This is a genomic window from Dyadobacter pollutisoli (assembly GCF_026625565.1).
Taxonomy (GTDB): Bacteria; Bacteroidota; Bacteroidia; order Cytophagales; family Spirosomataceae; genus Dyadobacter; species Dyadobacter pollutisoli.
Genome location: NZ_CP112998.1, coordinates 2,414,792 through 2,441,236, shown reverse-complemented (window position 1 = coordinate 2,441,236; position 26,445 = coordinate 2,414,792). Strand labels below are relative to the sequence as shown.

General features: G+C 45.7%; 24 protein-coding genes and 1 pseudogene. 9 read left to right on the top strand and 16 right to left on the bottom strand.

The genetic code is table 11. The annotated features are described in order from the left end of the window. Nucleotides 1-13: 13 nt before the first annotated feature. Nucleotides 14-478 carry an SRPBCC family protein gene (locus ON006_RS10050; RefSeq protein WP_244824354.1) on the bottom strand — a complete coding sequence of 155 codons (465 nt, stop codon included), beginning with the start codon at nt 476-478 and terminating at the stop codon, nt 14-16. 60 nt (nt 479-538) lie between these two features. On the opposite strand from ON006_RS10050, the gene ON006_RS10045 reads away from it, so the two are divergent. After that, on the top strand, nt 539-1,861 hold the full coding sequence (locus ON006_RS10045; RefSeq protein WP_310590225.1) for an RsmB/NOP family class I SAM-dependent RNA methyltransferase: 1,323 nt from the start codon (nt 539-541) through the stop codon (nt 1,859-1,861). A 69-nt stretch (nt 1,862-1,930) separates the two neighbouring features. Further along, nucleotides 1,931-2,164, top strand: coding sequence for a hypothetical protein (locus ON006_RS10040; RefSeq protein WP_244824353.1), 234 nt, complete (start codon nt 1,931-1,933; stop codon nt 2,162-2,164). Nucleotides 2,165-2,169: 5 nt separating this feature from the next. Here ON006_RS10040 and ON006_RS10035 read toward each other — a convergent pair whose 3' ends face one another. From ON006_RS10035 to ON006_RS10005, 7 genes and pseudogenes are all read right to left on the bottom strand, one after another. After that, on the bottom strand, nt 2,170-2,625 hold the full coding sequence (locus ON006_RS10035) for an SRPBCC domain-containing protein (protein WP_244824352.1): 456 nt from the start codon (nt 2,623-2,625) through the stop codon (nt 2,170-2,172). 91 nt (nt 2,626-2,716) lie between these two features. Further along, nucleotides 2,717-3,619: a helix-turn-helix transcriptional regulator gene (locus ON006_RS10030; RefSeq protein WP_244824351.1), complete on the bottom strand. Its 903-nt coding sequence runs from the start codon at nt 3,617-3,619 to the stop codon at nt 2,717-2,719. A 13-nt stretch (nt 3,620-3,632) separates the two neighbouring features. Further along, nucleotides 3,633-4,475, bottom strand: coding sequence for a ThuA domain-containing protein (locus tag ON006_RS10025; protein WP_244824350.1), 843 nt, complete (start codon nt 4,473-4,475; stop codon nt 3,633-3,635). A gap of 60 nt (nt 4,476-4,535) precedes the next feature. Continuing rightward, the gene (locus ON006_RS10020) at nt 4,536-5,237 is read right to left on the bottom strand and encodes an MBL fold metallo-hydrolase (protein WP_244824349.1); all 702 of its coding nucleotides are present in this window, start codon (nt 5,235-5,237) and stop codon (nt 4,536-4,538) included. 40 nt (nt 5,238-5,277) lie between these two features. Next, a pseudogene (locus tag ON006_RS10015) lies at nt 5,278-6,113 on the bottom strand (DUF5984 family protein). Nucleotide 6,114: 1 nt separating this feature from the next. Beyond that, nucleotides 6,115-6,624: a hypothetical protein gene (locus ON006_RS10010; protein WP_244824348.1), complete on the bottom strand. Its 510-nt coding sequence runs from the start codon at nt 6,622-6,624 to the stop codon at nt 6,115-6,117. 10 nt (nt 6,625-6,634) lie between these two features. Further along, nucleotides 6,635-7,495, bottom strand: a complete 861-nt coding sequence (locus tag ON006_RS10005; protein WP_244824347.1) for an alpha/beta fold hydrolase — start codon at nt 7,493-7,495, stop codon at nt 6,635-6,637. Nucleotides 7,496-7,742: 247 nt separating this feature from the next. Between ON006_RS10005 and ON006_RS10000 the strand changes: the two genes are divergently transcribed. Further along, complete coding sequence (locus ON006_RS10000; RefSeq protein WP_244824346.1) at nt 7,743-9,860, top strand: Tex family protein; 2,118 nt, start codon at nt 7,743-7,745, stop codon at nt 9,858-9,860. Between the two features lie 42 nt (nt 9,861-9,902). On the opposite strand, the gene ON006_RS09995 is transcribed toward ON006_RS10000, so the two are convergent. Continuing rightward, nucleotides 9,903-10,349 (bottom strand): SRPBCC domain-containing protein, encoded by a 447-nt coding sequence (locus tag ON006_RS09995; RefSeq protein ID WP_244824345.1) that lies wholly within the window; start codon nt 10,347-10,349, stop codon nt 9,903-9,905. Between the two features lie 112 nt (nt 10,350-10,461). On the opposite strand from ON006_RS09995, the gene ON006_RS09990 reads away from it, so the two are divergent. After that, nucleotides 10,462-10,917, top strand: a complete 456-nt coding sequence (locus tag ON006_RS09990) for an SRPBCC family protein (RefSeq protein WP_244824344.1) — start codon at nt 10,462-10,464, stop codon at nt 10,915-10,917. Here the strand turns inward: ON006_RS09990 and ON006_RS09985 are convergent. The 4 genes from ON006_RS09985 to ON006_RS09970 all read right to left on the bottom strand — a co-directional run bounded on the left by ON006_RS09985 (nt 10,914) and on the right by ON006_RS09970 (nt 16,624). After that, complete coding sequence (locus ON006_RS09985; protein WP_244824343.1) at nt 10,914-12,236, bottom strand: porin; 1,323 nt, start codon at nt 12,234-12,236, stop codon at nt 10,914-10,916. The genes ON006_RS09990 and ON006_RS09985 overlap by 4 nt on opposite strands. 484 nt (nt 12,237-12,720) lie before the next feature. Further along, nucleotides 12,721-13,374, bottom strand: a complete 654-nt coding sequence (locus ON006_RS09980; protein WP_244824342.1) for an NAD(P)-dependent oxidoreductase — start codon at nt 13,372-13,374, stop codon at nt 12,721-12,723. A 57-nt stretch (nt 13,375-13,431) separates the two neighbouring features. After that, nucleotides 13,432-13,842 (bottom strand): Rrf2 family transcriptional regulator, encoded by a 411-nt coding sequence (locus tag ON006_RS09975; protein WP_244824341.1) that lies wholly within the window; start codon nt 13,840-13,842, stop codon nt 13,432-13,434. Between the two features lie 574 nt (nt 13,843-14,416). Further along, on the bottom strand, nt 14,417-16,624 hold the full coding sequence (locus tag ON006_RS09970; RefSeq protein ID WP_244824340.1) for a T9SS type B sorting domain-containing protein: 2,208 nt from the start codon (nt 16,622-16,624) through the stop codon (nt 14,417-14,419). A gap of 63 nt (nt 16,625-16,687) precedes the next feature. On the opposite strand from ON006_RS09970, the gene rlmD reads away from it, so the two are divergent. Beyond that, nucleotides 16,688-18,085: a 23S rRNA (uracil(1939)-C(5))-methyltransferase RlmD gene (rlmD, locus tag ON006_RS09965; protein WP_244824339.1), complete on the top strand. Its 1,398-nt coding sequence runs from the start codon at nt 16,688-16,690 to the stop codon at nt 18,083-18,085. A 178-nt stretch (nt 18,086-18,263) separates the two neighbouring features. On the opposite strand, the gene dnaB is transcribed toward rlmD, so the two are convergent. Beyond that, the gene (dnaB, locus tag ON006_RS09960) at nt 18,264-19,880 is read right to left on the bottom strand and encodes a replicative DNA helicase (RefSeq protein ID WP_244824338.1); all 1,617 of its coding nucleotides are present in this window, start codon (nt 19,878-19,880) and stop codon (nt 18,264-18,266) included. Between the two features lie 247 nt (nt 19,881-20,127). On the opposite strand from dnaB, the gene ON006_RS09955 reads away from it, so the two are divergent. From ON006_RS09955 to ON006_RS09945, 3 genes are read left to right on the top strand one after another with little or no spacing between them, the layout of a single operon-like run. Then, nucleotides 20,128-21,075, top strand: coding sequence for a PhoH family protein (locus ON006_RS09955; RefSeq protein ID WP_244824337.1), 948 nt, complete (start codon nt 20,128-20,130; stop codon nt 21,073-21,075). Next, nucleotides 21,056-22,345, top strand: coding sequence for a T9SS type A sorting domain-containing protein (locus ON006_RS09950; RefSeq protein ID WP_244824336.1), 1,290 nt, complete (start codon nt 21,056-21,058; stop codon nt 22,343-22,345). The genes ON006_RS09955 and ON006_RS09950 overlap by 20 nt, the downstream gene beginning before the upstream one ends. Nucleotides 22,346-22,349: 4 nt before the next feature. Beyond that, nucleotides 22,350-24,140 (top strand): ComEC/Rec2 family competence protein, encoded by a 1,791-nt coding sequence (locus tag ON006_RS09945; protein WP_244824335.1) that lies wholly within the window; start codon nt 22,350-22,352, stop codon nt 24,138-24,140. Between the two features lie 7 nt (nt 24,141-24,147). On the opposite strand, the gene ON006_RS09940 is transcribed toward ON006_RS09945, so the two are convergent. After that, complete coding sequence (locus ON006_RS09940) at nt 24,148-25,233, bottom strand: DUF922 domain-containing protein (RefSeq protein WP_244824334.1); 1,086 nt, start codon at nt 25,231-25,233, stop codon at nt 24,148-24,150. 70 nt (nt 25,234-25,303) lie between these two features. Here ON006_RS09940 and ON006_RS09935 point away from each other — a divergent pair, with 70 nt between their 5' ends. Beyond that, nucleotides 25,304-25,780 carry a deoxycytidylate deaminase gene (locus ON006_RS09935; protein ID WP_244824333.1) on the top strand — a complete coding sequence of 159 codons (477 nt, stop codon included), beginning with the start codon at nt 25,304-25,306 and terminating at the stop codon, nt 25,778-25,780. A gap of 109 nt (nt 25,781-25,889) precedes the next feature. Here ON006_RS09935 and ON006_RS09930 read toward each other — a convergent pair whose 3' ends face one another. Further along, nucleotides 25,890-26,405, bottom strand: coding sequence for an FKBP-type peptidyl-prolyl cis-trans isomerase (locus ON006_RS09930; protein WP_244824332.1), 516 nt, complete (start codon nt 26,403-26,405; stop codon nt 25,890-25,892). Nucleotides 26,406-26,445: the final 40 nt, after the last annotated feature.

Sequence of the window (26,445 nt, the reverse complement as noted above, 5' to 3'; positions counted from 1 at the left end):
TGCATGGCTTTCGTTAGTCCACCGGACGCGACATACGCTCCTCCAATTGCTCCAAAACCATCGGCCACGCTTCCTGGTGCTTGTTTTTCGAGCCCTCATTTAAAAATCCTGCATGTGTGAGGCGAAGGAATGTACCGTTGTCATGTTCCGAAAGCTCGACGGTCAAAACGGTTTCTGCGCCCTCAGTTCCTCCCTCTCCTGAAACCCAGGTCAGCTCGATTCTTTCTTCGTCTTGTATGTTAAGAAAACGCCCGTAATGTGGTTGTCTGATTCCTTGGTACGAGGTTTCAAAGTAAAAAGGCGTATTGGGTTCTGCTTTCCCCAGAAAAGAGCCGGGAGAAGCAAACCATACGTCCAGTCCGGTCGTCCAGGCCTTGAATATTTTGTGGACGGGCAGTGTTATCAAGCGCTCCACCTTCAATCCCAGCGGACGTGCTGCAAGGTCTGGCGGACATATAATTGCTGTTTTAGTTTCCATAATGATGAATGTCGTTGTAAAGATAATCGTGAATAAAATCATGCCCCGCAGCGTCAAGTTTTGTTTTATACCGCAGACATTACCAACTTTACCCGCATACAGCAAAGTACTTTTGGTAGGCGAGCTACCCAAAGCAACGTAACAAAGAACACATTGAAACTTTACAAGGGTTTGGTAGCTGCCACAGTAGACGCATTGCAGCAGATTTTTATCAAAAGCAGACAAGCCGACAAGGTTGTTGAGCAAGTCTTGAAATCTAACAAAAAATGGGGCGCGAGAGACCGTGCCTTCATTGCAGAGAATACTTATGAGATCGTCCGATGGTGGCGACTGGTTAAGTATGCCGCCGGGATCAGTAAAGCGAGTGACGAAGCTGATTTTTGGAATATCGTCGGAACCTGGCAAATTATCAAGCCCGCACATTTGCGTCTCGAAAGCGATAATATTTTGCCGGAATGGATCGAATTCGAGGGTATTAATGTGGAATCCGTCATTGAAAGATATCAGGAAGCGCTGGATACGAGGAAAATAGCAGAGTCTGTTCCTGACTGGATCGATGAAATCGGAAACCAGGAGCTTGGTGCAAAGTGGGATACCGAACTGGCTGCATTGAACCGGCAGGCACCGCTAACCATTCGCGTCAACACACTGAAAAGCACTCCTGTGGACGTCGTCGCGCTTTTTGGAGAGGATAATTGCGTCGAAGTACCTGGCGTTCCGAATGCATTTACCTTGAAAAAGAGACAGAATGTGCTCAATCAGGAAGGTTTCAAGCAAGGGTTTTTCGAAGTTCAGGATGCTGGTTCTCAGCTGATAGCGCCTTTTTTGGATGTTAAACCGGGAATGAGCGTGATCGACGCATGTGCAGGTGCTGGCGGCAAGACATTGCACATTGCCGCATTGCTTCAAAATGAAGGATCTATCCTCGCCATGGACATTGAGGATCATAAATTGACGGAACTGAGAAAAAGGGCGGGCAGAAATGGTGTGAAAAATCTGGATACCATGCTGATCGAATCTGATGAGCTTATTGACCAGCTTTCAGAAACGACGGACCGGCTCTTGCTGGACGTTCCGTGTTCGGGATTGGGCGTGTTACGCAGACACCCGGACACGAAATGGAAGCTCAAACCGGAGTTTCTCGAAAACATTCGTAAGGTTCAATGGAACATCCTCAGCACCTATTCCAGCATGGTGAAAAAGGGGGGCAAAATGGTGTATGCCACATGCAGCATGTTACCGTCGGAATCGGAAGAACAGGTAAAGCGGTTTTTGAAAGCTGAAAAGAAAAGCTGGAAACTGGTTTCAGAACACCGAACATCTGTTTCAAAGGACGGTTTTGACGGTTTTTACATGGCACTGCTGGAACGCAAATTCTCATGAAAAGAAAGTGATTTAATCCGCTGCGGCATGATTTTTTGCCATACCGCAGCAGCATTAAACCTTTGTATCATGGACTTTCAAACAAAATATATCAATCCTGATTTCGTCAGCGCCTTGCCCGATGATCAACCGCCCGCTACCAGTTATCCTGAACCAGGCCAGACCCCACCATTGAATCCAACGCCGGAAATACCAGGTACAGATGCGCCAGAAGTGAATACCGGCTCTCGCATAGATGATGATAGTCCTGCACAAGACATTGATGAAGAGAATGTTGGGGAGATCGAATCGGAGAACCCATAACGGGCCTATTTTCCTTCGAGCAGCTTTTTAATCTCAACCAGTATCGGGTTCCAGCCTTCACCATTGTTGTAGGAATCCTGATACCGGCGCTCGCCCTCTGCGACGGTGCTGTAGTCGCCTTGCGTCACATTCAGGATGGTCTGGCTTTCCTCGGGAATTAGTTCATAAGTGACGCGCAGGTAGTTTTCTGAGGTGTCGTCAATGTCTGAATTAGGGTCTATCGTGGTGTATTCCAGAAACTTCTCAGGCTCGATTTGCAGGATTTCGCCTTTGACAAAAACCATTTCGTTGCCTTCGTAAACGCCCTTCCAAAGCAACTCGCTGCCCGGTTTCCAGTCTGAAACGGTTTCGCACCCAAACATATACTGCTTCGTCTGTTCCGGATTGACAAGGGCATCCCACACCGCAGCAACCGGTGCGTTAATGCTAATACTGTTTTTGATGATAAGTGGTTCGGCCATTGGTTTTGGTATTTTGATGAATGATTAAAAAGAAGGAATTCGATTATCCTGATGCAATAATAGCTGGTTTGCAGCTGGTGGAAGTTGCGTTTTACGGATTATTTCTAACCAAATAAGGTGTCACGCCAAACTTCTTTTTGAATGCATTATTGAAGTGTTGCGGGGTTGCGTAGCCCAGTTGCAGGGAGATTTCGGCTGCGGTTTTTTCAGTGTCAAGCAGGTATTGTCTTGCCAGCTGCAGACGCTGGTCTGTCAGGTAGCCAAACACGGTATTATTAAAGGTTTCCTTAAAACCCCGTTTCAATTTATATTCATTCAGGCCGACGTGCTGAGCGATTTCGGACAGATTAGGCGGGCAATGCACTCGCTCATTAATGAGGTCACGCACTGCGATAATCTTTTCCTTATCAGTCTGATTTTTGATAAAAACATCCTTTTTGTTTTCAGAAGTACTGACAGCGTCGGCGCATAAAACCAGTAATTCGATGCTTTTGGACAGCAGGAACAGCTTTTTGATCCCATCAGTATATTTACAATGAATGATTTGCTGCAATACCTGTTGGATCGGTGAATCAATGGTACCCCAGCTGTTGGACAGAATCGTGCTTTTTCCCTCTATAATGCCCTGGGCAAACCGTTTGAGTGAATCACTGGCATTCTGCGTGAAATGGATGAAGAGCTCTTTGGGGAACTGTATGCCAAATGTTTCTATTTCAAGGGTTTTGGCATTCACTACCATGTCAAACTCTTTGGAATACATGATGTTATGATGTCCGCCGACCAGTTCAAATGTTTTGTTAAGCTGTTGATAAGTAAAGCTATAGTCGCCCTTCATACCAAAATGCATTCTGACCACATCCGTATTGCTGCTCGAAGTGAAAGTCGATAACTCGGTGAATCTGGAAACGGCGTGACCCATGCGAATGTCGTCGCAATGCCAGACAATTCCAGTCATTTTCCCTTTTTCAAATTCTCTGCTCTGTCTTTCTTCCATCGGTTACCAGAAATCAGTTTTTGCTTTTACCCAGCCATAAAAGCGCGTCTAAGATAAACTTGTTCTGCGTGTCATTATCGAAGGTAAAAGACAGCTCCTTATTGGTTTTGTTTTCGTAGTCAATGTCATTGTGGCCCATGTTCATGTACAGCATTTTGTACTTTTTATTAGTCCAGGCGACCGGATAATAGCCGCTGTGCCATATTTCGTGCTGCTTGGGTCCGGTACCGAGCGGGAAGCTGGCGGGATCAATGGACAAAAGGATTTGAATGTCGGGGTTAACGGCCAGGTCTTTTTCCCAGCGGTACCATTCGTTTGGCGATGCTTTAAAAGTAGCGGGAAGGCCCCTTACAAGTGGGTTGGATTTATTTTCTACCTTCAAAATAGCCGAGGTAGGGCGCCAGGTATTGCTCTTGTATTGACCTGAGCCCAGAAATTGATCATGGTACCAATCCCAATTCTGAGGATATGCGGAAGGCGTAAGTGCAAATGCCGCAAAATGAAAGCCGATCCACGCGCCGCCGCTTTCCATATATTTTTTGAAAGCCTCCCGTTGCTCAGGAGCCTCCGGACGTGTATCCAGGAACAGTACCACCTGATAATGAGACAGGAATTCACTGTTCAGATTAGTCCAATTGCTTGTCGAATCATAAGTGAAATTATTTTTCCGGGCCATTTCTGGGAAGCGTTGATGGGCTTCTTTTACAAAGCTAATGTGTGCTTTGTCATTTTTTCCTGTAAAAAAGGCAATGACCTTGAAATCCGGTTTTTTTTGTGCTTGTGAAGGCTGTACTTGAAATAAAAAAGACGTTAGTAAGATCAGGAAAAGGACATCGTTTCTAAGCGTTGAGAACATTATTGTGATAGGTTTAGACTGGATTTTGGCAATTCAAATATACATGAAAATCGTGCGGTATCATGTATTGGCCAGTGAGCTGAATTTGTGTTTCAATTTCACGTTTGCACCACATATTATTGGCTTGCCGTGCCCGAAAACCGCTTTATCGAAATTCTGCTCCGCAACTTTCAGAATGCTTTGAACGCCCAGCTGCCTGTCTTCATAGACCGTGCTAAGATCCAGTCCGAACATATTCGCGCAGATATCGCCACCAATGAGTACCCGATCGGCTTTTAGAAGCAAGGAAACATGGCCTTTCGAATGTCCGGGGGTGTGAATAACCTGGATACCACCAGCGATCGGTAGGATGTCGCCGTCCTGAATTCTTTCGTCAATCCGGCACATTTCAGTTTCGTTTGGACTGTTTTTAATGAAAAGACGGAAAAGCAGCCAGTTCGCTAAACCCGGCGAAGGTTGGTGCGGAAGCCTCCCGCCAATGCCTGCTTCCACGAGGATAGCATCGTCGGGGTGCGCATATACGGGCACACCGAGCGTACGTTTGATGTCCGCGACGCTTCCGCTATGGTCCGGGTGGCTGTGCGTGAGAATGACCTGTTTAATGTCATCAGGCTTTTTTCCTCCATTTCTGATTGCCTGGAAAATTTTGTCCCGGCTACTTTTGAAGCCCGTATCAACGAGCGTGAGGCCGTTATCTTCAATAAGAAATGTATTCACGCTTCCCAGCGAAATTTGATAAAGGTGTTTCGATATTTGTTTCATGAGGAGGTGTTGGGAGGGAGTTGTTAGGCAATGTGAATTTTTAGTTTTTAATGCTAGGGTGATTTTGCATTCTTTCTATCGGGGATATAGTGGCTGACCAGTCTGCGATGGAACTGGAAAACAGTACGTTAACGTCGCGATAAAAGCTGTCTCTTCGAAAAAGCTGCTCGGCTTTAAGGCTATCTTTATCAATAATAGTTTTCCCCCAGTCTCTGCTTACGGCGAGGTTAACTCTTTCTGCCATTTCTGCGAAAAAACTATCAGCAAATATTGTGATTTCCTGCACAAAAAAGTCGTAGCTCAATGTACAATCGCCACTAGGAAATAACCACAGGTAAGTATTCGGGCGAATTTGATGATCAGCCCTCCAAATTATCTTTATTTCATCGAGATACCTAAGGAACCAGACAATTGGCCCGCCAGTAAGATGATCCGCCGGAAGACGTCTCTGATAAATCCAGGAAATCAGGTATTCATATTCCTCTAATTCGCAATCGTTTAATTTATTATTAATTCTAAGTGTTTCAATGTATTTAACTGCTTGATCTTTAAAAGATTGTAGTTTTTCGAAATTCTGCGTCAATGGAATAATTTCTGGCGGCAAATGTTGGCTAATATTTTTGAAGATTTCTGAAAGTCTTCCACGAAGCGGATTAAGTAGTAGTTGCTATACTTGATTCCGTCGGAGAATACTGCATTGGCTTCTGGCGAATATTCATATATGGTTTTATTTCCAAAATTAAGATGAAGGCTCCCGTGTGTCAGGCCAAACCAGTTCATTACAGGTGCATCTGACGTTCCCAATGGTAGAATCTTATTGATATCCGTTAAGTTATAGTGGATTAACCGTTGATCTGGCAATGAGGATGGCTGCATACTATATATCGCGTAAGTCTTCGACTTGATAGTATTTTATACTTGACAAATCGAAGTCATTTTCGGTGACCAATGTTGCGGCAACTTGACTTGCCTCGCCAACCGGAGAAAGCGCTAAAAGTTCATCATCTTGAAGTAGCTCGCGGTTAAAATCTTCAACGTTGTCAAATCCGCCAAGAACAAACCATGGAAAGCCTTTTTCGGAAGCCATAAAAACAATAGGTATATCAACTAATCCCTGATTACCATAGAGTGTTTCGCTGCCAATGGGGTATTCGTGCAATTCACCAATTAAAACTGGATCTTGAATAATTGATTTTTCGTATTTGGCCAGGAAAAGAGTAAGGAGAAGGTTTCTTTTTTTGTGCTCAATATCATAAGCAAGATCTTCCAGAGTTTGACTATAATTGGGATAACTTGGTTTGTTAGTTCTGAGCAATATGTATTTTTCACAACCTCCGCGGGAGGGATAATATTTATACAAACTGAAAATAGTCGTTAGGCTTCCCATTTCATTATTGCTATTTTCGTGAATCACCCCTAAAAATCAACTGCTCAATCGTGTCTAGCGCCCTTGGATATGTTTCTATTCCGTGGCCTACGTCTTCAAAAGCAATGACTTTCTTTAATGACTTAATCTTCTGTTTGGCATTGGATACCGAGGTTTTCATTGGGAAAAGGAGATCTTTGGTGCCCTGGATCAGGTAAATATCCACGGTAATTTCAGTGAGTTCGTGATTCATATCGTACGGTTTTTGGGTGTTGTCTACATACCTTTTGAGTACGAAGAGCTCATATTCTACGAGCAGACTATAGTATGCTGGTGATAATGTATGTGATGGTGGGTAGAGCACGGCATTGTTCAGGAATAGAGATACTGTTTTTCGAGTAGGGAAAGCGATCGGTAAAATGTTGTAATACAGATTCTTGGCGCTAATTGAAAACGGCTGAAGACAGCCGGCATTGAGAAGAAACGCGCTTTTTACGCGACTAGGAGCTACAATGCATAGTTTTGCACATATCAGCCCCCCGAATGATGCCCCTGCGATGTAAGTTTCAGAAAGATTCAATTTGTCAAGCACTTCGGCAGCCCAGTGGCCATAGTCCAGCGATTTAATGTCCGGGGTATCGCCGTCGCTCAAATTAGGCAGACCGTTTGTTTCCACGAGGTAAATCCGGACTTTCCCGGACAGGAGTTCCAGCCCATTTTCAAAATCCCAGAACAATGCAGATGTACGGGCTCCCGGAAAAATGACCAAGGTTTCTTGTTGTTGCTGGTGCGGACCCAGTCTGTAAACCTGCGTCCTTCCAAGTGCCGTATCAATAGTTATGGGATGATAGGTCTTATTGTTTAGCGTTTCGAGCCTGCCGACCCAGTCCATGAACCACCGTTTATCTTCAATAGGGTTTTTGAAGTGAGATCGTCGTTTGACGGTTAGCATTTTGTTTGTCATATTCGCGGTGCGCAACAGGCAGGTTTTTAAGTACTGTTAAAGTAACTTCAAAAGAATCAGGTTTTAACAGATCATTGTTTATAGGGCGTATCTTAATGATTTAAGGGGGCCAATGGACGTCCCGGCAATTTGCGGATCACGATTACAATGCTTTTTTTATTCAAATCAATAAAATATGAATTATCCCCTCATTGCCCAACAAACCGGCATTACTGAGAAACAAGTCAAGAATACCATTCAGCTTTTTGAGGAAGGCGCTACTTTGCCTTTCATTGCACGTTACCGGAAAGAGGCGACGGGCGGGCTGGACGAGGTTCAGATCGGTGCGATAAAGGATACCTGGCAAAAGCAACAGGAGGTGGAGAAACGGCGGGAAGCCATCCTGAAAAGCATTGAGGAACAGGGAAAACTGACGCCTGAACTGAAAGCAAAAATCAATAATGTCTTCTCTTTGACTGAGCTGGAAGACCTTTATCTTCCTTATAAACAGAAACGAAAAACCCGTGCGAGTATGGCCATCGAAAGAGGCCTGGAACCGCTGGCACAGCTGATATTTTCAGGTAAAGAGGCTGATCCTGAGCGTAAAGCAGTGTCGTATCTGAATGATCAGGTACCGGCAGTCGCGGATGCATTACAAGGTGCGAGAGACATTATCGCCGAGTGGATCAATGAAAATCAGGATGCCAGAGCGCGTATCCGGCAAAATTTCCAGCGTGGAGCCGTCATTACTTCGAAAGTAAAGAAGAAAAAGGAGGAAGAAGGTGCCAAGTACCGCGACTATTTCGATTTTTCTGAGCCTTTGTCCCGGATACCGTCGCACCGGTTGCTGGCTATCCGGCGCGGGGAGGAAGAAGGAGTGCTCAGCGTGGACATTTCTCCCGATGAAGACCAATCGCTGGAAGCATTGGACAGGCTCTTTTTACGCGGCTCATCGGCTTGTAAGGACCAGATGGAAGTCGCAATCACTGACAGTTATAAACGTCTCTTAAAGCCGTCCATTGAGACCGAATTTTCGAATCTGGCCAAGGAAAAGGCGGATGTGGCAGCTATTCAGGTTTTTACAGAGAATTTACGTCAGTTATTACTGGCTTCACCATTGGGACAAAAGAATGTGCTCGCGGTAGATCCCGGTTATCGCACGGGTTGTAAAGTCGTTGTGCTCGACAGTCAGGGAAATTTGCTGGCCGATCATGTTATTTATCCGTTTGACAAACCAGCCGATGCGAATGCACGGCTAACTGAGCTGATCAGTAAATATAAAGTCGATGCGATCGCGGTAGGAAATGGTACAGCCGGTCGGGAGACCGAGGATTTTGTCAAGAAGCTTTTGGGGGCAATTGGCAAGTCTGAGTCTATCGGTTTGTTTATGGTAAGTGAGCAAGGCGCATCCATTTACTCAGCTTCTGAAGTTGCCCGCGAGGAGTTCCCGGATAAGGACGTGACTGTCCGCGGCTCGGTGTCTATCGGTCGTAGGTTAATGGACCCTTTGGCTGAGCTGGTGAAAATCGATCCGAAATCGATCGGAGTGGGGCAGTACCAGCACGATGTGGACCAGAATTCATTGCGAAATGCTTTGGATGTAGTCGTGGAAAGCTGCGTAAATTCCGTAGGCGTAAATCTCAACACGGCCAGCAAGCACTTATTACGCTATGTTTCAGGCCTTGGACCCGCATTAGCGCAAAATATCGTGGATTTTAGGGCCAAAAACGGAAACTTCAAATCCAGGCAACAATTATTGAAAGTCCCGCGTCTTGGTTCAAAGGCATTTGAGCAGGCGGCCGGCTTTTTGCGCATTGAAAATGGCGTTAATCCATTGGATAACAGTGCAGTACATCCTGAAAGATATGATTTGGTCGAGCAAATGGCCAAAGACACCGGAGCCACGGTCAAGGATTTGATGCAAAAATCGGATTTGAGAAAAAATATCAAACCTGAAAAATACATTTCTACAAATGTCGGACTGCCTACATTGAAAGACATTCTGCTGGAATTGGAAAAACCATCCCGAGACCCTAGGTCGGAAATGAAGAAGTTTGAATTTGATAGTTCGGTCCGAAAACCGGAAGATCTCAAAGTTGGGATGATACTACCAGGAATAGTAACGAACATCACCGCCTTCGGTGCGTTCGTAGATGTCGGCGTTAAACAAGATGGCTTAGTGCACGTGTCCCAAATGGCCGACCGTTTTATAAAGGATCCCAATGAGATCGTTAAACTACAGCAACACGTTCAGGTGAAGGTTACCGAAGTTGATCTCAGCCGGAAACGGATTGCGTTGAGTATGAAATTGTAAATGAGACCTGGCAAGTCTCGCAGACTTGCCAGGTCTTACTTCTCACAAAACATGCATTCGATCTTCTTCGAGAATCTTCTTGATGTTTTTCATGACATTGATCCAGTTTTCTTCTGCTTTAACGACAGCCTCGTCTGTTTCCAGATTGTCCTGCGTGATCGTTAAAGTGGTTACGTCATCGTATTCCGAAACGTGGTAGGTCACATGGGCGTAATTGTCCTCGAAATCATCGGTACCCGACAGCGGACTCCAGAACGTGAAACCGAGTACCCGCTCAGGAATAATTTCAAGAATAGTGCCCTTGTCTTCGTAGGGCCTGCCTTCCCAGACGCCGCGAAAAGTAATGGGACTTCCCACTTCCCAGTCGGAATCAACTTCCGCACCGTGCATATATTTCTTTACAATTTCAGGATCTATCAATGCTTTCCAGACTGATGAGGGGCTTGCATGAATAGCCATGGATGTGGTTGCAATCAGTTTTCTGTTCATATTTCATCGCGATTAAGTCCTGTATAAATAGCGATAAAATCATGCCACCATACGTCAGTAAATCGCTGGCCCGGATATTTAACGTATATTCCAACACAAACCGATCAAATAAATGCAGGAGTTATATTTCTCACAGAAGCTTCCGATTTCGCTGGACGAAGCATGGGCATTTTTTTCCAATCCAGCGAACCTGAAAGAGATCACGCCTGCCCACATGGGTTTTGTGGTCGTTAGTAAACATCACGGAGATAAAATGTACCCCGGACAGATCATACGTTACATTGTAAAACCAATCCTGGGTATTCCACTGAAATGGTGCACTGAAATAACGCATGTTGCTGACAAACAGTATTTTGTGGATGAACAACGGTTTGGGCCATACGCTTTCTGGCATCATCAGCACCGTTTTAGCGCTGTGGAAGACGGTGTGCTTATGGAGGATATTCTACACTACAAGGTACCGTTCGGCTTTCTGGGAAATTGGGTGAGCGCTTTGTTCGTCAGAGGCGAAGTCAACGAGATTTTTGAATACAGGAGAAAAATCCTTTCTGAGCGCTTTCCAGGCTAGAAGTTATACTGCACCCGGCACGTCAGCACATTGTCGGGTGCATCGGTCTCAAAGCCGGGCAGCGCCGATTTTTCGTTTCGGACGATCTCGTAGTAAAACATCAATTTAAGCGACTCATTGGGAATGTAAATGTAGCCCATTCCAAAGGTATCGTATCGGAGATCTGCTTTGTTGAATCCATTGGCCGCCGATAATTGTTTACCTGAAACCTTAGCATTGGCGTCATACCAGTCATATTTGAGCGCAAGCTGATGTTCTATGCTTCCCAGATTCTGTATAAAATAGAAGTAAGCCCCATTGAAACTGCGTGTGTACAAAGGATCTTTCAAACCGTTGGTTACAGGATAAACTCCCGGTGTTTCGCTGCTTGCGAAGGTCGCAGTTTGCTTTCCGGCAACGTATTCAGCCCTGAATTCTGTCTCGCCCTTCGTATTTGGAAACGACAGCTGGAAATCGGCGCCAGCATAGTTACGAGGAGTTGCTTTTTTGTAATTGTTTGAAGATGAATCACGTAGCGCAATATACTCAGTGCCTTTCAGACGTGTCGTATAAATGACATTGGATTGACTGGTGATGCCACCTACATAGCCGGAAATGGCTGCGGACAATGTCGCTCCACCCAATGCTTTAATCTGAGTTGGTTTGAGGCTAAACCTTCCGATCACATCTTTATGGCTGTCGTAATCCGTTGGTCCGGACATTCCCTGACCATTAAAAACCCCCAGGTCAAATTTCAGCTTTTGGATCCATTCGACGTTTTTGCGGCTGGTCACGGTCAGCATTACCCCGATATCCCGTTCCGTTTTCATCAATATCTGAGACATCCTTCCGCGTTCGGGTGTTTCCCGATTGGCGGAGGAAAGGTTCACTTCATGACCAAACGGACGCGCGAACATTCCGGTTGTGAGCGCGAAGATCTTGGATTTGTTTTCGTAAAAGCGTCCCCAGAAATCACGGATCGCCACGCCGCGCTCGGTACCGTCGAACTGGAAAACAAAGTAGGAGGTAGGATCATTATGTTCGTTCAAATGCGCGTAGTCCACACGCAAGCGACCGCGCCGGAGCATAAAACGATTATTGGACAATGCCGGGAAATTGCCACCGTTGTAACTCTCTGCTCCCTCTTTTGAAATGACCTGGAACTGTGGCTGAATATAGCCGCTGATCCGCACCCGGTTGTAACGTTCATAAATTGACAGCATTCCTTTTCCCATTTGGTTGGTCGTGTCCACCAGGTCCATCAGGAACTTTTGGGCCGTGGCCTGGGTCGTTGTCAAAAGTATAAACAGGAACAGCAGTCCGGTAAAGCGGAATTTCATCAGAAGTAAAGTTGGTGTCGGCAAATGGGGTACAAAGAACTTTATTTTCCGCTAATTATCTTACCCTATGCTGATAACTTTTTCCGTAGTGCATCCATGTCGGGGGGAAGTAAATGCACGGTTTTGAGTTAGAATTATATGGTAAAATATGAATCATTCATTTGTAAAGTATTAAAAGTATTGTACATTAAAAATGAATAATACTGTTATCTTTCTACTAAGTAACTCATTTGTAGTGTTTTAATATTGTATACTTTTAATAAGTAACAAAAAATCGATAAGTTAAATACTTTATAAAAGTACTTAACTTATCGATTTTTTTAAATGATTAATATGTACTAAACTGTGCGAATTTATTAACTGATTAATTCGGATCGTACTTTCTGTTCATTCAAAAAAAGTAGTCATTTCATATGTTTAAAAAGTTATATACGTATCAAAAGTAATATACTTTTTAAAAGGTACTAAAATACATGAAGTAATATTAGTATGCAGCGGTAAAGCGTTTTTGAACGAATTGAGGCTGCTCGATTTCATCGACAATCGCCACAGAAAGGTCTTCCACTGAAATGATACTTCGCCCTTTTTCGTTAAAAACCGGTGTGTTTAGGCTAGTGCGATAGGTTCCTTTTCGCTCGCCAGAGGTTCCCGGATGCATTTCGATGGCGGGGCTTAGGTAGGTCCAATCCAATGCAGTATCCGTTTTTAAAGCGTTGAGATATTCTCTCGCCGCGCTAGCTCCGGCTTTGTACTCTTCCGGGAAAGTAGGTGTGTCAATGAGCGCCACTCCGGGTGCTACTTCAAGGCTTCCAGCACCGCCAACCACAAGTAAACGCTTCACGCCTGACTTAGCTACGCCCTTCTCAATGGCTGATGCGCCTTCCAGATATTCGCTGTAAATGTTGGGGTTGGTCCAGCCTGGATTGTAGGCGCTTACCACGGCATCATGGCCGGAAACAACTGCTGTAACTTCTTCGGAATCGAGGACGTTCGCAGATTTCAATGTAACCAGATCGCTTTGTAGGGTTACCTTGTCGGTATTACGGGCAATAGCAGTTACCTGATGGCCACGTGAAACGAGTTCTTGCAAAACTTGTGAGCCAACAAATCCTGTGGCCCCGATCAATGCTACTTTCATTTTAACTAAATTTAAATTGTTTGGATTTCTGATATATAAGCAAGGTTTGGTGTGTAATTAACTGAAATTCAATGAGAAATCAGCTAATGACGTCATACTGAGGCCCAGTAGCAATGTTTTTTCCGCATCGTCGTACAGGTTGCTCAGGTGATCGTTGATTTTTCTGCCCACGACGCAGTCCGGGTTAGGCGAATTAATGCCTTTTCCAAGCAGATCCTGCTGCCTCACGGCCTCATATACTTCCGACATCAGGATGTCGCTAGCCAGCTTCGCCAGCTTGCTTCCGCCAGCCTTTCCTTCTTTGCTGACGACAAGGCCATGATCGCGAAGATTGGAGAGTTCTTTACGCACCAGGACAGGATTGATGTTGATGCTCCCAGCTAAAAATTCAGAAGAAGTCCATTCTTCTTCGGCAAACGTGAGGAGCGTCAAAATGTGCACCGATATAGCAAAGCGTCCGTTGTTCATTCTGTAACTTTTATTGTTACAGTACAAATACATGCGTTTGAAAGTTCCCGGGTAGGAGTTGGCAGCCTTGGCCGAAAGCGGGGCTGTTTGTCGAACCAGAGAAGTTGTCTGCTGATTTGGCGATTTATAGAGGCAACGATGACTGTGCAGAGGGATCAAATGTATATTGCTATATAAAAGTTTAATACATTTATATAGTATTGTTTTTACTATTCATTTTATACTTTTTAAATATATAATAAGATATTAAAGTGTAAAAATATAAGTATGGTACAATTGTACTATACATTTTAAACATTTAGTACCTATCCATAAGGCGTAATATTACAGCGTTAAGCAATTAGGAGAGAATGTGCGAACAGTATTGTATGTATTTGCATAACTATACATTATATACTTATCATATATATAATATGTATTGAATGTATAAATAGAGCTAAATTAAATATATGTATAAAAAATAAGTTCTTACTATACTTTATTAAAGTATGATAAGAACTTAATGTATAAATAGTTAAAGTTGTAACTATTTTAGAGTCAACACATTGTATTTGTGATCAGGGACCTGGAATTGCTATTTTAAGATGGTCAACCCGCCTTTGTAAGACCTTTTGGTGTACTGAACCACGAAGTAGTAATAGCCTCCCGAGATGTTGGAAGGGCACCAGTCGTTGGGCCGGACCTTGGAATAGAAGACTTGTTTGCCCCAGCGATTGAAGATAGTGATGTCTTTAAACTGGTCGGAACAGAGGTCGCCGGGTAATTCCTGGAAGACGAAGCAGTCATTTTTGCCGTCCCCATTGGGCGTGATCACATTCGGAAACTCCGGAAATGGCTCTGATTGTCCGTCCCTCACCGTCACTTTTACGGTGGTGGTATCACTGGCGGCAGCGCAACTTTTGTCTTGTGTTACGAAATCGACGATGAAAGTTTGTTCAGCTTCCCCATTGAGCAAGGCGCAGTCGGGGTTCCAGGTGTAGGGGGAGGTGACAGATTTGATACCGGTTTTTGGAGCGAAAATCATACCGGCATCACTCAGGCTGAACCCGCGCCCAGACGCAGTCAGAGAGATCGAGTTGGTGTCGGGGTCGCTCGCGAGCACATCAAAAATGATTGGCGCGCTGTTACCGATGTTGTAAACAAGTTCCTGTACGGTCAGCGAAGTTTTCACAGCCGGCGGATTGTTGGGCGACTGGTCTACGATGAAGTAGATCGGCTTGGTGGCGGCTAGCGGATTGCCGGCGCAGCGCATGTCTTCCGCTTTGAAATCGACGGCGAGCGTATCACCTTTTTTGGCGTTGCACGGCGGTATCCAGGTGAAGGTTTGCTGCACGGCTGCGACACCGCTTACGGGTTTGAAATTCATCCCCATATCAGTCATATTGAAATCCCGGCCCCGGCCTGACAATGCAAGGCTGTCCTTGTCCACATCTTTACCAAAAACAGTGAATGTAACGGGCACGCCAGCCGTGACGTGAATGTAGTCGCCGGTGAGGGAAGTAGTGACGTTAGGCGCGTTATTTCCGCTGTTCTCCCGCCTGATGTAAATGTTCAGCGTATCCATCAAAGGCACCGGACAACTTTCATCCTCTGCAATAAGCTCGATTTTGATCGGGCGGTTGTCGTAAGTGACGAAGCATTCGTCCAAACATATCTGAAATCTAAGCGTGTCATTCGCTTTCGAGGTGCGGAATTCCGCCGGAAGCAGGGAAAAATAATCTTTGGTATTGTTTACGGCCCGGCCGTTGATCCTCACGATCTGATTAATAGTCGGGTCGGTTACGATTACTTCAAAGCAATTAGGATCACCTTTTTTGACGGTAATGATCTCATTTTCTGTATAGTAAGTCGTTTTACCAAGCGGTTTGAACAAAAGCTTCGGCGGTTCCATTTTGGGGCAATCGACGACTTTTAATTGAAAATCCCGTGTCAGTGTCCCGATCTTCTGGCCATTCCTGTATTCATCCACCTGCACGGCGAATACGTAAAGTCCGACGCTGCCCGGTGTTACGGAGAGCATTCCCGTGCTGCGATTGACTTTTAGCGGGTCGGGGCCGGGGATAATGTTGGAGACCGAGATGCCGTCAACCCAGTCGAGGCGGGGGTAATTGGACGAGCCGCGTGAAGGTGCGCTCGGATTGGCTTTGTCCGAAAAACCTTGCATTGGGGTAATCAATGTATAGGTAAGGCTGTCGCCGTCGGCATCTTTTCCTCCAAAATCAAAAAAGAACGGAGAGTTGACGCAGGCGTAGTCGCCTTTGATGGCCGGGAAAACAGGGGAGGAATTTTTGAAATTAGCATTGTTTTTGATCAAAGCCGGAAATTCGAGGTAAAAGAGGCTTCCGGCGTCCCCCGGCGCTTTGATGTTGGTAATGGTGCCATTCCGGCAACATCTGTCCCATACCATATAATACCCCTGCGAATCGTTGAAATCGTTGGCTTCCAGCCGCAAAGTGGAGCTGTAAGTGATCATGTAAGTCTCCAGTGAGGAGATTCCACAGAGCGGATTTGCGTAGGTGACCGATTTTCGTTCTATTTTTGGGGCTTCAAGCCAACCGATCGCAACATTGTCGCGTTTTCTGAAAACGTAGATCGTCACCGCGGGATCTTCTGCACCGGGATTTCCATTGAGGGCGTCGAAGTACATGGTGAGACCAATGTTGTAATTGTAATAGTTGTCAGGATTGTGGGTGATGAAGAGCTGGCCACCGACAATATGCGTCGCGTTGGCTTCGGTAAGGGCAAACAGCATCATAACAAACAAGATGAACCGTTTTTTCATGGCATGATGTGGCAGTAAAAATTACCCGATAGGATTTAGAATTAGTAAATTAAAAAAGAAATAATGCTTAAGAATAACAAATACGAATACGTTGAAATTACCGATTTTGCGGCAGAAGGCAAATGTATATTTAAATCGGAAGACGGCGTAGTTTTTGTAGAAGGAAATGTGGCTCCTGGTGACATCGTTGACTTGCAAATTGTCAAAACGAAGAAAAAATTAAAGGAGGCCATTGTTACCAAAGTTCATTCCCTGTCCAAATTACGTACCGATCCCTATTGTTCACATCATATCGTTTGCGGCGGGTGCAAATGGCAACATATCAGTTACGAACATCAGCTGCGTTTCAAAAGACAACAGGTTGTCGATCATTTTGAACGGATCGGGAAAATCAAGAATGTGGAGATCAACCCGATCGTCGCTGCACCTAAGACAGAATATTACCGCAATAAGTTGGAATTCACTTTTTCAAATTGGCGCTGGCTGACCAGAGAGCAAATGGATTCGGGCGAGCAGTTCTCAAAGAATGCATTAGGTTTCCACGTCCCGAAGCGTTTTGACAAAATTTTTACGGTGGACCATTGCCACCTGCAGCCTGATCCATCCAACACAATCCGTAACTCGTTGCACCATTTTGGCGAGCTGAAAGGCATTCCGTACTACGACGTACGTTTTAATGTAGGTGTGCTTCGTAATGTTGTCGTGCGTACAGCCAATTCTGGCGACGTAATGGTAATCGTGCAATTTGGCCAGCAAAATGACGACGCCATTGCCGAAGTAATGGAGTATATGAAGCATACACACCCTGAAATTACGTCCCTGAACTACATTGTGAACCTGAAAGGAAATGATTCTTACCAGGATCAGGAAGTGATCAATTATTCGGGCGAGAATTTTATCCGGGAAACCATGGAAGACCTTACTTTTCTGGTGGGGCCCAAATCATTTTACCAAACGAATTCGGAGCAGGCGTACCAATTGTTCAGCGTCGCCAGGGACTATGCAGGATTGACTGGAAATGAATCGGTTTATGATCTTTATACCGGTACAGGGACCATTGCGAATTTTGTCGCTCGTCAGGCGAAGAAAGTGGTAGGCGTGGAGTACGTGGAGGCAGCGGTTCAGGATGCGCGCAGAAATTCGGAATTGAATGGTATCACGAATACATCATTCTTTGCAGGCGACATGAAAAATATTGTGAATGAAAACTTCCTCGCAAAACACGGAAGGCCTGACGTGATCATTACCGATCCGCCTCGGGCTGGAATGGATGTGCCGGTCGTAGAAACCATTCTCAAAGCTGCGCCCGACCGCATCGTGTACGTAAGCTGTAACACGGCCACGCAGGCACGAGACCTGGCATTGATGTCGGAAGACTATGAGGTGACGAGAGTGCAGCCAGTAGATATGTTCCCCAATACCCATCACGTGGAGAATGTGGCGTTGCTGGTTAGGAAGTAGCTTTTGTCATTGATGGTCAGGTTTTGTCACTTATAGTCAGGTATTGTCATTGATGGTCAGGTTTTGTCAGTTATAGTCAGGTATTGTCATTGATGGTCAGGTGTTGTCATAAGGATCTTAACTTTGACAATTCCTGACTATCAATGACTATTTCTGACAATATATGACTGCTGCTAAATTAAAACGGCGGCTCACTATCAGGGCCTTTGTAGTCGAAATTACTCAGGTCGTTGGCGCGGCTTCTTAATGTACCGCCACCTGCTGGTGCTGGTTTGCTCTGGCTTTCAAATGATGCGATCGGGTTGGAAGTTACGATCGGCCTGTCGACGGAGAATGGTGCTGGCGTAAACCCTGAATCCAGATCGGCGAACTTGGTGTACTTACCGATAAACCGCAATTGAACTGTATCCAATGAACCGGCACGGTTTTTCGCAACAATCACCTCACCGATTCCTGCTACTGAGTTACCAGCTTCGTCTTCGGTAATACCATAATATTCAGGACGATAGAGGAAGATTACCATATCGGCATCCTGCTCGATTGACCCGGATTCCCTTAAATCTGAAAGCTGCGGCCTTTTCTCTCCACCACGGGTCTCTACCGCCCGGCTAAGCTGCGATAGTGCGATCACCGGTACATCCAGTTCTTTTGCCAGGTTTTTGAGCGATCGTGAGATCATTGCAATTTCTTGTTCCCGGTTACCTGCGCCTTTGCCGCCCGTGTCACCTGTCATTAACTGAAGGTAGTCAATCACGATCATCTGAATGTCGTGCTGCGCTTTCAAACGACGGCATTTGGCACGTAATTCGAGAATAGAGAGGGCAGGGGTGTCATCGATGAAGATCGGTGCATTGGTCAGCCTGTGAATACGGTGGTGAAGCTGCTCCCACTCGTGTGGTGCGAGACTTCCTTTACGTATTTTTTCACTGTCAATTTCCGCCTCGGCAGATATCAGACGATTCACGAGCTGAACCGAGGACATTTCGAGTGAGAATATCGCAACCGGCATATTAAAGTCCACAGCAGCATTCCTTAGGGAGGAAACGACGAATGCGGTTTTACCCATACCCGGACGTGCCGCGAGGATCATTAACTCAGTTTTTTGCCAACCTGATGTCAGTCTGTCCAGAGCACTGAAACCGGAAGGTACCCCTGTCAACCCGTCCTTATTATTCTTTTTCTGATCAAGTTCCGCCAGGGCCTGACGCATTAACGCGCCCATATCGGCATAGTTTTTCTTGATATTGGATTCCGAGATCTGGAACAGTGCCTGTTCTGTTTTATCCAACAACCTAAAAACGTCAGTAGTGTCTTCAAATGCTTCACGTTGGATCTCCGAAGCAACCTTGATCAGCTCGCGCTTGATGAAGGCCTGGGAGATAATACGTGCATGGAATTCGATGTTCGCAGCGGAGTTCACCTTGCTGGTCAGCTCCATAATGTACGAAGCGCCGCCGATCAGTTCCAGCTCTCCGGTACTCCGTAACTTGGAGGTAACCGTAAGCATATCAATAGGCTCCGAGTCGGCAAAAAGTGTAATGATAGCAGTGTAAATCCGGACGTGTGCTTCCTTATAAAAGCTGTCCGGGCGGAGGATGTCCGCAACCGCTGTCAGGGCGTCTTTTTCGATCATTAAAGCACCCAGTACAGCCTCTTCAAGATCGATAGCCTGAGGAGGTAACTTACTGAATGCCTGTTCGATACCTGGTGATCTAGTTCCCAGTGGTTTCCTGGTGGAACTACCTGCTTTTGATCCTGGTCTTGAGAAGTTGTTTGGGGCCTTTTCGTTTTCCATGTTAAGACAAAGTTAATCAATGGGGACGCCGAACAAAAGAAACGGGGGCTAACTTAAATCATTAATTTTTTTTGCTGAAAACGAGTAAATCGTCTTGCTCTGATAATGAAAGAGTTGATCGGAATATGATAATTTTTCGCTGTTAGATTTGGCATAGAAATTGTAATTTCTCAATCTATGTTTTACGAATGTTGGTTATTATTACTAAATTTTAGAAGAAATAGACAAACACTAAACTTTAAATCATTTGCTGGAAAAAATCATCACGCTCGAAGACGTTTCAATGGTTGATTTTCTGGGTATTCACAATTCGAATATTAAAGAAGTCGCCGCCGCTTTCCCCGAAAGCAAAATTATTTCCCGCGGGAACGAGATCCGCATCCAGGGTACCGCCCCTGAAATTATCCGTATCACGGATGTTATGGACTCACTTCTGGCACATTACCAGAAGTATGGAAAGGTGACCAATGACAATGTAAAGGGCTATCTGAATGGTATAGTCAAATCGCCGGTCGCAAATGGGGAAGACGATGATGATGTCATCATCTATGGTAACAAAGGGCTGGTCGTAAAGGCAAAAACGCCGAATCAGAGATTACTGGTGGAGCAGGCCTCTAAATTCGATCTCGTGTTCGCGGTAGGCCCGGCGGGTACAGGTAAAACATATACAGCTGTGGCCATTGCGGTCAGGGCATTGAAAAATAAGGAAGTTAGAAAGATCATCATCACGCGTCCAGCCGTAGAAGCAGGGGAGAACCTTGGTTTTCTGCCAGGTGATCTGAAAGAGAAGATAGATCCCTACCTGCGCCCGATCTACGACGCGCTGGATGACATGATCGCCCCGGAAAAGCTGAAACTTTACCTGGAAAGCCGCGTCATAGAGATCGCTCCGCTGGCCTATATGCGTGGTCGTACGCTGAACAATGCATTTATATTGCTGGATGAGGCGCAGAACACGACGCCGATGCAAATGAAAATGTTCCTGACACGGATGGGACCGAGTTCGAAGGCTATCATTACCGGTGATAAATCCCAGATCGACCTTCCTAAGAACCTGAAATCAGGATTGATTGATTCGCTGACCGTGTTGAAAGGGATCAAAGGGATCAGTTTTGTAGAACTGGATGGCTCGGACGTTGTAAGGCACCGGCTTGTTAAGGATATTCTTGCTGCTTATGAAAAATCGGAGCAGTAGTATCCTGCTGGGCTTATTGCTCGTCCTTGGCAGTTCTGAGCTGGTATCAGCACAACTTTCCGGTACATTACCGGAACGTTGTGCGAGTACCCAGCGTGACTCTCTCCGGCTGGCAAAGAATCCTGCACTGTTGAACCTTCGTCTTAGATCAGAGGAGGCAATAGAGCGGCATATCAATTCAAATAAGGCCAGTCTGCGAACTTCCGCTGACGAGATCATTACCATTCCGGTTGTCGTGCACGTTGTTCATAACCAAACCGACCGCAAAGTGGGGGGGGCAACTAACGTAAATATCTCCGACGAACAGATTCAAAGCCAGATTGATGTGCTGAATGAAGACTACGGCAATGCATCTGGTTACAAAGGTTTTTACACCGATTCCCTGGCGGTGGACACCAAGATCCGGTTCAAACTGGTAACGGTCCTGCGGACTTACAATGTCAAAGCGCAGTTCAGTCCGATCAGCGATGCGGACGACCTGGCGGCAATTTCTCCCGCCTGGGTCACCAACCGATACCTGAACATCTGGGTTTGCCGCCTGACAGACCGGTATCTGGGCACGTCGCAGTTTCCGGTAGTAACGGAAATTAATGACAGGACCAATGGCCTTGCCACTTCCGAGAATGAGGAAACAGATGCATTAACCGACGGCCTGATCATTGATTCAAGGTATTTTGGCAGGAATTCGTCAGCTATTACCAGCTCGATTTATAACCTGGGCAGGACTACCACGCACGAAGTAGGGCACTGGCTAGGGCTGATCCATATCTGGGGCGACCGGAACTGTGGTACCGACTACTGTGATGATACCCCCACGGCTTATACTAAAAACGAAACAACAGATCTTTCCTGCTCACCGGTTTACTCGCAATGTCGTTCGACGGTGACCCGGAATATGATTGAAAATTACATGGATTATTCTCCCGACGCCTGCATGAGCATTTTTACAAATGATCAAAAGGAGAGAATGCATGCCGTACTGGCATTGAGCCCGAGAAGGGCCAAGCTGGTCGAATACTCAAAGATCACGGGTGACGAGGTACTGGTGGAAATTTATCCTAATCCGGTGAATAAAATACTTTCTGCCAATATTTTTACGCCCAATTTTGATGTTTACACAGTTAGTGTTTACAATCAAAAAGGGCAAAAGGTCGTCGCTGATGTGGCGAACCGTACTAATCTCGACGTAACGACTTTCCCAAGCGGGCTGTACTTTTATAAGGTCACAACCGCCTCGCAGACCATTACCAAACGTTTTGTAGTCCGGTAGGCTTATGCTCACACGCGCTCCGTTTGTCAGTATGGTACTGTGTTTTATTGCCGGTATTTTGCTTGCCGACTGGTTGATGTCTTTCCTGGATATCAGCCAGTTTGTCTTCATGGGTTTGGCATTACTGGTGGCCCTGGCTTGCTGTGGCTTTTATTTCAAACGTGCCAAAGTTGCATTTGGGGCAAGTTTTTCATTGTTTCTGGTCATGATCGCAGCATTCTGCGAAGTAACAGTGGAAGCGCAGCGCAATGATGAAATTGAGGTGTTGCAAAGTATAAATTACACTGCATACGAAGCCGAAGTCAGGAGCCTGCCCGAGAAACGCCCCAAGTCTCTGCGTTTAGAAGCCAGCGTAACCCGCGTTCTTAACAATGGGCAATGGGTTAGCATTCATACCAATTCACTCATCAGCATTGACCCCGGATCGGACATAATTCCCAATCCCGGTGACCATGTTGTGGTATGGGGAAGGTTCGAAAGACCAGTGGCAGCGCTTAATCCTGCCCAGTTTGACTATCAACAATATCTGAGAAACAAAGGAGTTCTCTGGACGGATTATTTGAGACCTGGCTCATTTCAGGTCGTTACGAATGCCGGTTGGCGCAACCATCCTGCGTCTTGGAGTATTCAGGTGTCACAATGGGCGGATGAGCAATTTCGGCAGCATATTCGGAATGGCAAAGCTTACGGCCTGGTCAAAGCCATGTTGCTGGGTCGGCGCGACGACCTTGGTACGGAGCAGGTGGATGACTACGTATCGTCGGGTACTATTCACATTCTCTCGGTCTCAGGGATGCATGTAGCGATTATCTTTCTGGTTATCAGTTTTTTGTTGGGCTGGGTCAAGCGCTGGGAGTACGGGCGGTTTCTCTATCTGTTTTTAGTGATTGCATTACTGGGTTTTTACGCCATGGTAACCGGCCTCCCGCCGTCCGTTCAGCGGGCTACATTAATGTGCATTGTGTTTGTAATAGCAGAGGTTTTTAGCCGCAAGCATCAGGCGATGAACACGCTGGCGATCTCAGCCTTCCTCATTTTGCTGTTTGATCCTTCTGCGTTGTATGATGTGGGTTTTCAGCTTTCTTATTTGGCGATGACCGGTATTTTCCTGCTATATGAGCCTATACTAAGCCTTTTAGCTCCTGAGAATCGTGTCATTAAATATGTATGGCAAGTGTCCGCATTGTCATTTACTGCCCAGCTGGCGACATTTCCATTGAGTTTGTACTACTTTCATCAGTTTCCGACGTATTTCTGGCTGGTGAATCCATTTGTAATTCTTTTTACCAATATTCTGCTCCCCGCTGCGATTATCCTGCTGCTCGTGAGTGTACTGAATGTCGTCTGGATTGAATGGGTTGTCAGCAAGGTCGTAGAAATGGCAGCGTGGCTGACTGACTTTTCAGTAGCCATTCCGAAATTATTACCAGGCTATCTAATCGAAAACCTGCTTCTGGATCGCGTGGAGGTCGTCTTTTTATATGTTTTAGTGCTGCTGATCTGGTACGCCTGTTTCACAAGGGGATATTTGTATCTCAAATATTCGGTGGTTGTTGCTGCGCTGTTTGTCACTTACTCGCTTGGCGGAAGTATAGCCAACTATATGGGCGATGACCAGGTTGCGCACCGGGTTCCCCGGCATGCTGTTATAAGCTTCAAGCATGGTAACACATTATACATTGCCAGTGACGCCGGTTTTGCTGCGGATCGCGATGCCTATGATTTTTATATCAAAAATTATGTGGTGAGTAAGGAGATCGGTGAAGTAGTATTTGTAGCTCCAAAAATAAATTAATTCAAAACTACTGGACAGAATAAACAGTGGCGATCTGATTAGCAATTTTACGGTCCCAGGCGGCTTGTACACCATCATTAAGTCCATGGCCGGTTTCGCCATCGTACTGCTCCTGGTCGGTATTCATTTGCCTGAACGCCTCCAAAAACTCATACTGGATTTCACTGTCGTAATCTTCGATGGTCAGCTCGGCTTTTCGGAGGCGCTCCTTGAATTTTTCAACAACCAGCCTGGTAATGTCGAAATGGATCTGTTCGTGGCGCAATGTGCCTGCATTACGTGAGTCCGTACGCGCCCACGACATGCTTTTGACCATGAATATTTTAAGGCCGATTTCGACGACCAGGTCGTCATCTTTGGGATATGACCGGCCTTCGTATCCAAAACTGGTGAAAACAGCCGCCGCGTAACGGCTTCCCGGTTTGCCGTTCCTGACTTTGAAATCGTCCCAGATCAGTGGTCTTTTGGGAGAATAAAACACAGTATCTTCTGCACTGGTATTGTTGATCTCCTTGAAAACAAGCAGCAGGTTTCTTGCCAATGCAGGATTTTTACCGGCATTCTGCGTCATCCATTTCTGAAAATGGGTCAATGACTGGTCCAAAAGCTGTTTGACGAGCTTGGCATAGTCGTAATCCCTTTCCGGGCGGGTGTAAGTGGCGGATGTCTGATAGTTGGTGAGCTCCACCGGCTGCATGTTCCGGTACCATCTGAACCTGATGGAAAGTTTCACTTCCCCCGTCACTTTATTGGGTCCCATGCGTTTTTCGATAAGGGACAGATCCCTAATAGTAATGTACAGCGGCAGGTACGTCTGTGGTTTTTTGGGAGCAGCAAATGACCAGTAGTTAAACAGCTCCTTATCAGCCTTCGCAGGTAGTACTACCGGTATTTCTTTTCCCAACGCGATCACCTTGCCCATTGCAGTGCCAGGAACCGTCCGCTGATCTTCAACGTCCTGAATGAAGAATTTGTAGGATTTAAACAACGCCGCGGATTCTTTGGCTAAGTCCAAAACAATCCTTTCCTGCTGTGAAAACGCAGAAAAACTTTTGGCTACCAATATAAGACCTAGCAGAACGCTCCTTATCATACTTTTGAAACGATGTTGAATCCAGTCGTCATTTATATAAGTTTGCAATAAATTTCTATTGAAACAACGAATGACTTTACTTACAACGAATTTGCGGCCGGAATTTGATGAGATTTATATGGAGTTGGCAAAAAATTTGGCTCAACGCTCTCATTGCATAAAAGCGCAGGTAGGTGCCGTGCTTACTAAGGATACCAGGATTATTTCGATCGGGTACAATGGCCCGCCGGCAGGTACGCATAACTGCGACGAAGAGTTTCCTGAAACAGGCTGTCCAAGGGATGCAAAAGGAAGCTGCTCGCTGGCGCTTCATGCGGAGCAGAATGCTATTCTTTTTGCAGTAAAAAATGGGTCAAATATTGAAGGATCTACGCTTTTCGTAACCCTGGCGCCCTGCATTGCCTGTGCGAGGGTGATTTACACGATGAAAATCAAAAAGGTGATATTCCTGAATTCTTACGCCGCTTACAAAGGCATTGCAGTAGAAGAGGGAGTGGAGTTTTTGAGACGCTTCGGCGTGGAGGTGGAGCAGTATAGGGTCAATTAGTGAATGAGTGAATGAGTGAATGAGTGAATGGGTGAATGGGTGAATGAGTGAATGGGTGAATGGATCCGATATTCACTCATTCACTAACTCACCCATTCACTCATTAAAATCAATGATGATGCACGCCACCCGCGCCATGCACGTGGCCGTGGCTGATTTCCTCGGGAGTAGCTGGACGTACCGAGAGGATCTGTCCTGAAAAATGCATTTCTTTTCCTGCCAATGGATGGTTGAAATTCATCACCACCAGGTCATCCTTGATTTCGACTACCTGACCGTGCATTCTTTCTCCGTCTTCATTAGTCATTGGAATGATGTTACCGATCTGAAGAAGCTCTTCCTGATCTACGTCTTCCATTTGAAATACAGCTTTTGGCAGCTCAACGATCGCTTCTTCGTCAAATTCACCGTAACCTTCTTCCGGGGCCACAACAAATTCGAAAGTGTCTCCTGCTGACAGGCCTTCGATCTGAGTTTCAAAGCCTTCTGGCAGGCCGCTGATGCCCTGAATGAAATACATTGGATCCTCTTCCGTCACCACTTCGACTACATCAGTTTCTCCGTCGGTATCGGGAATTCTAAGGCTATATATCAATGCTATGACGTTATTTTTTTCGACTTTCATTTGCTAGTTTGATTAAAATAATGGTTGTTGTAAAATAATT

Coding starts and splice junctions, on each gene's coding strand:
- ON006_RS10000 (WP_244824346.1), top strand. CDS start 7,743: ATGAATTATCCCCTCATTGCCCAACAAACCGGCATTACTGAGAAACAA.
- ON006_RS09945 (WP_244824335.1), top strand. CDS start 22,350: ATGCTCACACGCGCTCCGTTTGTCAGTATGGTACTGTGTTTTATTGCC.
- dnaB (WP_244824338.1), bottom strand. CDS start 19,880: ATGGAAAACGAAAAGGCCCCAAACAACTTCTCAAGACCAGGATCAAAA.
- ON006_RS09975 (WP_244824341.1), bottom strand. CDS start 13,842: ATGAACAACGGACGCTTTGCTATATCGGTGCACATTTTGACGCTCCTC.
- ON006_RS09935 (WP_244824333.1), top strand. CDS start 25,304: ATGACTTTACTTACAACGAATTTGCGGCCGGAATTTGATGAGATTTAT.
- ON006_RS10035 (WP_244824352.1), bottom strand. CDS start 2,625: ATGGCCGAACCACTTATCATCAAAAACAGTATTAGCATTAACGCACCG.
- ON006_RS09985 (WP_244824343.1), bottom strand. CDS start 12,236: ATGAAATTCCGCTTTACCGGACTGCTGTTCCTGTTTATACTTTTGACA.
- ON006_RS10020 (WP_244824349.1), bottom strand. CDS start 5,237: ATGAAACAAATATCGAAACACCTTTATCAAATTTCGCTGGGAAGCGTG.
- ON006_RS09930 (WP_244824332.1), bottom strand. CDS start 26,405: ATGAAAGTCGAAAAAAATAACGTCATAGCATTGATATATAGCCTTAGA.
- ON006_RS09995 (WP_244824345.1), bottom strand. CDS start 10,349: ATGAACAGAAAACTGATTGCAACCACATCCATGGCTATTCATGCAAGC.
- ON006_RS10010 (WP_244824348.1), bottom strand. CDS start 6,624: ATGGGAAGCCTAACGACTATTTTCAGTTTGTATAAATATTATCCCTCC.
- ON006_RS09970 (WP_244824340.1), bottom strand. CDS start 16,624: ATGAAAAAACGGTTCATCTTGTTTGTTATGATGCTGTTTGCCCTTACC.
- ON006_RS09940 (WP_244824334.1), bottom strand. CDS start 25,233: ATGATAAGGAGCGTTCTGCTAGGTCTTATATTGGTAGCCAAAAGTTTT.
- ON006_RS10040 (WP_244824353.1), top strand. CDS start 1,931: ATGGACTTTCAAACAAAATATATCAATCCTGATTTCGTCAGCGCCTTG.
- ON006_RS10050 (WP_244824354.1), bottom strand. CDS start 478: ATGGAAACTAAAACAGCAATTATATGTCCGCCAGACCTTGCAGCACGT.
- ON006_RS09950 (WP_244824336.1), top strand. CDS start 21,056: ATGAAAAATCGGAGCAGTAGTATCCTGCTGGGCTTATTGCTCGTCCTT.
- ON006_RS10030 (WP_244824351.1), bottom strand. CDS start 3,619: ATGGAAGAAAGACAGAGCAGAGAATTTGAAAAAGGGAAAATGACTGGA.
- rlmD (WP_244824339.1), top strand. CDS start 16,688: ATGCTTAAGAATAACAAATACGAATACGTTGAAATTACCGATTTTGCG.
- ON006_RS09980 (WP_244824342.1), bottom strand. CDS start 13,374: ATGAAAGTAGCATTGATCGGGGCCACAGGATTTGTTGGCTCACAAGTT.
- ON006_RS10025 (WP_244824350.1), bottom strand. CDS start 4,475: ATGTTCTCAACGCTTAGAAACGATGTCCTTTTCCTGATCTTACTAACG.
- ON006_RS10005 (WP_244824347.1), bottom strand. CDS start 7,495: ATGGACTGGGTCGGCAGGCTCGAAACGCTAAACAATAAGACCTATCAT.
- ON006_RS09990 (WP_244824344.1), top strand. CDS start 10,462: ATGCAGGAGTTATATTTCTCACAGAAGCTTCCGATTTCGCTGGACGAA.